At 70.6% G+C, this 4,941-nt stretch carries 3 protein-coding genes; 2 read left to right on the top strand and 1 reads right to left on the bottom strand.

The genetic code is table 11. The features are described from left to right. Positions 1 to 15: 15 nt before the first annotated feature. Positions 16 to 2,688 (bottom strand): phosphoenolpyruvate carboxylase, encoded by a 2,673-nt coding sequence (locus P2P98_RS05300; protein WP_275797876.1) that lies wholly within the window; start codon positions 2,686 to 2,688, stop codon positions 16 to 18. 285 nt (positions 2,689 to 2,973) lie between these two features. On the opposite strand from P2P98_RS05300, the gene P2P98_RS05295 reads away from it, so the two are divergent. Both P2P98_RS05295 and hisS read left to right on the top strand, forming a co-directional pair. After that, positions 2,974 to 3,573 (top strand): MazG family protein, encoded by a 600-nt coding sequence (locus P2P98_RS05295; protein WP_275797880.1) that lies wholly within the window; start codon positions 2,974 to 2,976, stop codon positions 3,571 to 3,573. An 82-nt stretch (positions 3,574 to 3,655) separates the two neighbouring features. Beyond that, positions 3,656 to 4,903 carry a histidine--tRNA ligase gene (gene hisS / locus P2P98_RS05290; RefSeq protein ID WP_275797878.1) on the top strand — a complete coding sequence of 416 codons (1,248 nt, stop codon included), beginning with the start codon at positions 3,656 to 3,658 and terminating at the stop codon, positions 4,901 to 4,903. Positions 4,904 to 4,941: the final 38 nt, after the last annotated feature.

The raw sequence follows: 4,941 nt of genomic DNA, 5'->3' as shown, positions 1-4,941 counted from the left end.
TCGAACGGATGCCGCTCAGCCGGTGTTCTGCAGACCCGCCGCCACACCGCTCACCGACAGCAGCAGCAGGCGCTGGTGCTCGGCATCCGGGGTCCCGGACTCGGTCGAGGCGTCGCGGAGCGCGCGCAGCGCGCGCAACTGCAGCAGAGACAGGGCGTCGACGTACGGGCTGCGCATCTTCACCGCGCGCTGCAGCACCGGCTTGTTGCCGAGCAGCTCACCGCCCGTGATGCGCTCGACCCACGAGCGGGTGAGGAGCATCTCGTCCATCACGAGCTGAGCGAGGTCGTCGCGGTCGCCGAGCGCGAGGTAACGGCGGGCGATGCGCTCGTCGGCCTTCGCGAGGCTCATCGCGACGTTGTCGATCATCGTGCGGAACAGGGGCCACTGCTCGTATGCATCGCGGAGGCGCTGCTCGTCACCGACCGCGTCGAGTGCGGTCCCGAGGCCGAACCATCCGGCGAGGTTGATGCGGGCCTGCGTCCACGAGAACACCCACGGGATGGCGCGCAGGTCTTCGAGCGATTCGACCGACAGGCCGCGACGCGCGGGACGGGAGCCGAGCGCGAGATGACCCAGCTCCTCCATCGGGGTGACCGTGGCGAACCACGGCGCGAAGCCCGGAGCCTTCACGAGGGCGAAGAAGCGCTCGCGCGAAGCGACGTCCATGGTCTGGGCGACGTCGGCGAATGCCTCGGCGGCCCCGCGGTTACGGCGCTCGATCGAGGGAGAGGATGCCGTGAGCACGGCCGCCGCGACCTGGTCGATGTGGCGCATGGCGATGTCGGGATCGCCGTAGCGGGCGAAGATGACCTCGCCCTGCTCGGTGAGCTTGAAGCGTCCGTCGACCGAGTGCGGCGGCTGCGCGAGGATCGCCGAGTTGGCGGGTCCACCGCCGCGCCCGAGGGCACCGCCGCGGCCGTGGAAGAGCGTGAGCTCGATGCCCTCGGCCTCGGCCCACGTCGAGATCTTGGCCTGGGCTTCGTAGAGGGCGAGGTTCGCGGCGACCGGCCCGACGTCCTTCGACGAATCGGAGTAGCCGAGCATGACCTCGAGGCGTCGGCCGGTGGCATCCAGTCGGCTGACGAAGGAGGGGTGCGTGACGATCTCGGCCAGGATGCCCGGGGCCGCCTGCAGGTCGGCGAACGTCTCGAAAAGCGGGATGACGTCGAGCACGGGGAGGGCCTCGCCCGGGCCCATCGCGTAGGAGGCGAGCTCGTGGACGTTCGCGAGGTCTTCGGCTGACTGCGTGAACGACACGATGTAGCGGCCGGCGGCGCGGGGGCCGAAGCGCTCCTGCACGTAGGCGATCGAGCGGAAGACCTCGAGCACCTCGTCGGTCTGCTCGCTGCGCTCCCCACCCGCTCGCAGATCGTCGAGCACCTTCCGGTGGACGGCGGAGTGCTGGCGAACCTCGAGCTCGGTCAGATGGAAGCCGTACGTCTCGACCTGCCAGACCAGACGCTGGAGCGCGCCGTATGCCTGCCGTGCGGCGCCCGCGGCGACGAGCGAGTCCTGCACGACGCGCAGGTCGGCGAGAAGGTGCTCGGGGTCGCGGTACGCGAGGTCGGCGTTGCGCGTGCGGGTCGCGGCGATCTTGCGCGCGAGGAGCAGCATGATGCGCCGGTGCGGCTCGTCCGGAGACCGCTCGGCGATCTCCTTGGCCGCGTCCTCGTCGGCGGCGCGCAGACGGTGCCACAGGGCGACCAGTGCGTCGCTGGGCGGCGTGGTCTCGGCATCCAGGGTGAGACCACGCCCCACGCGCTGCGTCGTGCGCTCGAGGCCGAGGAGCACGTGCTCGCTCGCGATCGCGGCGGCCTTGCGGGTGACGGATGCCGTGACGAACGGGTTGCCGTCACGGTCGCCGCCGACCCACGATCCGACGCGAACGAACGGCTTCACGATCGGAGCGCGCGATCCGGCGTTCTCGCCCTGCAGGATGTCGTCGATGCGGCGGTACACGCGCGGGACCGCGGTGTAGAGGGTCTCGTCGAACACCGACATGACCGAACGGACCTCGTCGACCGGCGATGGCTTCTCGCGGCGCAGGGGAGCGGTGCGCCAGAGCGTGTCGATCTCCTCGAGCATGCGCCGCTCGGCACGGCGGCTCTCGGTGCCGCCCTCGGCCGCGGCGTCGTGCTCCGATAGCAGTTCCGACAGACGACGGATGCTGGTCGAGATCGCGCGGCGGCGAGCCTCGGTGGGGTGCGCCGTGAAGACGGGGTGGAAGCGCAGGGCCTGCAGGCGGGCGAGGGCGGTGTCGGCGCCCACCTCTTCCGACAGGCGTTCGAACGCCGAGGCGATCGTGTCGGGCGTACCCGAACGCGACGGGCGGTCACCACGCTCACGCAGGATGCGCACGCGCTGGTGCTCCTCGACGAGATTGACGAGGTGGAAGTACGCCGTGAAGGCGCGGGCCACCTCGTCGGCCCGCTCGATCGAGAAGCCGTCGGCGATCGCCGCGGCCCGCTCGAACGCCTCGGGCGTCTCGTCGGTGTAGGCCTGGATCGTCGCCGTGCGCAGCCGCTCGACGTCGTCGTACAGTCCGGGGGAGCCGCTCTCCTGAAGCACACGGCCCAAGAGCGATCCGAGCAGGCGCACATCGGCACGCATCTGTTCGGGCAGCTCCTGGCCGGCCTCGAAGCGGCCCACGAGGTCGATGGCCTCGGTCGGGGTCAGTTCTCGCACACGCCCCAGATTATCGGCGTCCCGTGTCGAGCAGATGACGCGCGGACACAGTGGTACACGTCCGATCCGTCGCCGCCGTGCCGAACTCCGGACTTTTCGCCGCTCGTCGCGCGGATGCCGCGGGATTCTGCGGTCGCTGCCGCGCGGCATCCGAGATCTTCCGGAGTTCGGTCCGTTCTCGGTCCGCCGCGCGTTCGAGCGGGGCATACTCGGGACAGCGGCGTCTTCGCCGCCGAGGAGGGAGGCGCCGTGACCGACGACGCACTGCGACAGGCCGCCGGCACCATGCGAACCGTGCGCGAGCGCTGCGCGTGGACGCGGACCATCGATCACCGCGACCTCGTGCCGTACCTCGTGGAGGAGAGCGCCGAGGTCATCGACGCCGTCGAGACCGGCACGCGCGCCGACCTGCGCGAAGAGCTGGGCGATCTGCTCTGGCAGGTGCTCTTCCACGCCGAGATCGCCGCGGGCGACCCCGACGACCCCTTCGACATCGACGACGTCGCGCGCGGGCTGACCGAGAAGATGGTGCGGCGGCATCCTCACGTGTTCGCGGACGCCGTGGCATCCACTCCCGAAGAGGTGCTCGTGCACTGGAACGCGGCAAAAGCCGCAGAGAAGCACGACCGCACCAGCGTGCTGGACGGTGTCAGCGATCACATGCCGTCACTCGCGCTGGCGCAGAAGGTGATCGGCAAGGCGGCTCAGGTGGGGGTCTCCGCACCGCATCATCGCCTCGCCGACCCCGCCTCCGAAGCCGAGCTCGGCGACGCCCTGCTGACGTTGGTGCAACTCGCCCGCGATCGCGGGTGGGATGCCGAGCGCGCCCTGCGCGAGCGCCTCCGGAGCCTGCGCGCCGAGGTGCGCGCCGCCGAGCAGTCCTGACTCTCCCCGGGCTCGCGCGCAACGGGCACCCGCCCAACCCTGGAACAATGGACCAGTGGCATCCGTGAACCCGCCGCGCGGCATGCGCGACTTCCTCCCCGCTGACAAGGCCCGCCGCGAGCGCGTGCTCGCCGTCATCCGCGAGCGCTACCGCGCCCACGGATTCGATGAGATCGAGACCCCCGTCATGGAGGACTACGACCGCCTGCACGCGGGCCTCGGCGGCGACAACGAGAAGCTGTCGTTCAGCATCCTTAAGCGCGGAATGGATGCCGAGGCGATCCGCGCCGTGGCCGACGATCCCGCCGCCCTCACCGATCTCGGCCTGCGCTACGACCTCACCGTCCCGCTCGCGCGGTTCTACGCGACGAACCGCGCTCAGCTGCCGACGGTGTTCCGCGCGATCCAGATGGCGCCCGTCTGGCGGGCTGAGCGGCCGCAGAAGGGACGCTACCGCCAGTTCCTGCAGTGCGACATCGACATCATCGGCGACGCCTCGGCCCGCGCCGAAGCCGAGCTGATGACCGCGAGCCTCGACGTGCTCGACCACCTGGGTCTCGAGGGCGGCTCCATCCGCGTGAACGATCGGCGTGTGCTCGACGCGATGCTCGACGTGTTCGGCTTCGTCGTCGACGAGCGTCCGGGCGTGCTCATCACGATCGACAAGCTCGACAAGATCGGGCCGTCCGGCGTCATCGCCGAGCTGCGCGATCGCGGTGCGACCGCGGACACCGTCGATGCTCTCGCGGCCTACCTCGACCGCCCCGCGAGCACCCGGTCGTTCGACGAGGCCGGTATCCGCGCGGCCTTGCCCGACGGCATCCCGGACCAGGTCATCGCGCACCTCGTCGCGCTCGGCGAGACGGTGGCTGCCGCCCGGGGCGCCGACGCCCCTCTCGTTTTCGACCCCTTCCTCGTTCGCGGCATGGGCTACTACACCGGCACGATCTTCGAACTCGCCCACCCGGGCGTCGATTACTCGCTCGGCGGTGGCGGTCGCTACGACGGCATGATCGGGCGCTTCCTCGGACAGGACGTCCCGGCCGTCGGGTTCTCGATCGGATTCGAGCGCATCGTCGATCTGCTGCAGGATGCCGCGGACACCGGCGAGCGATCCGTCGTCCTCGTGCACGACCGAGATGTGCCGCTCACCACGCTGCTCGCGCTGAAGACGGCGTTGATCGCCCAGGGCGCGCGCGTGCGCATCGAGCAGCGGGCGAAGAACATGAAGGCCCTGCTCGAGCGATCCGCCGCCGACGGGTATGCGTCGTTCGCGAGCGTCGGGGTGGATACCACGGCCGAGTCTCTGGAGCTTCGCCCACTGAACTGAGAGCGCGCGGGGCCGCTGCGCGCGCCTCGCTCGTGAGG

The sequence above is a fragment of the Microbacterium sp. Kw_RZR3 genome, assembly GCF_029222405.1.
Taxonomy (GTDB): domain Bacteria; phylum Actinomycetota; class Actinomycetes; order Actinomycetales; family Microbacteriaceae; genus Microbacterium.
The sequence above is the reverse complement of the archived record's forward strand: the minus strand, read 5'-3'. Positions and strand labels throughout refer to the sequence as shown.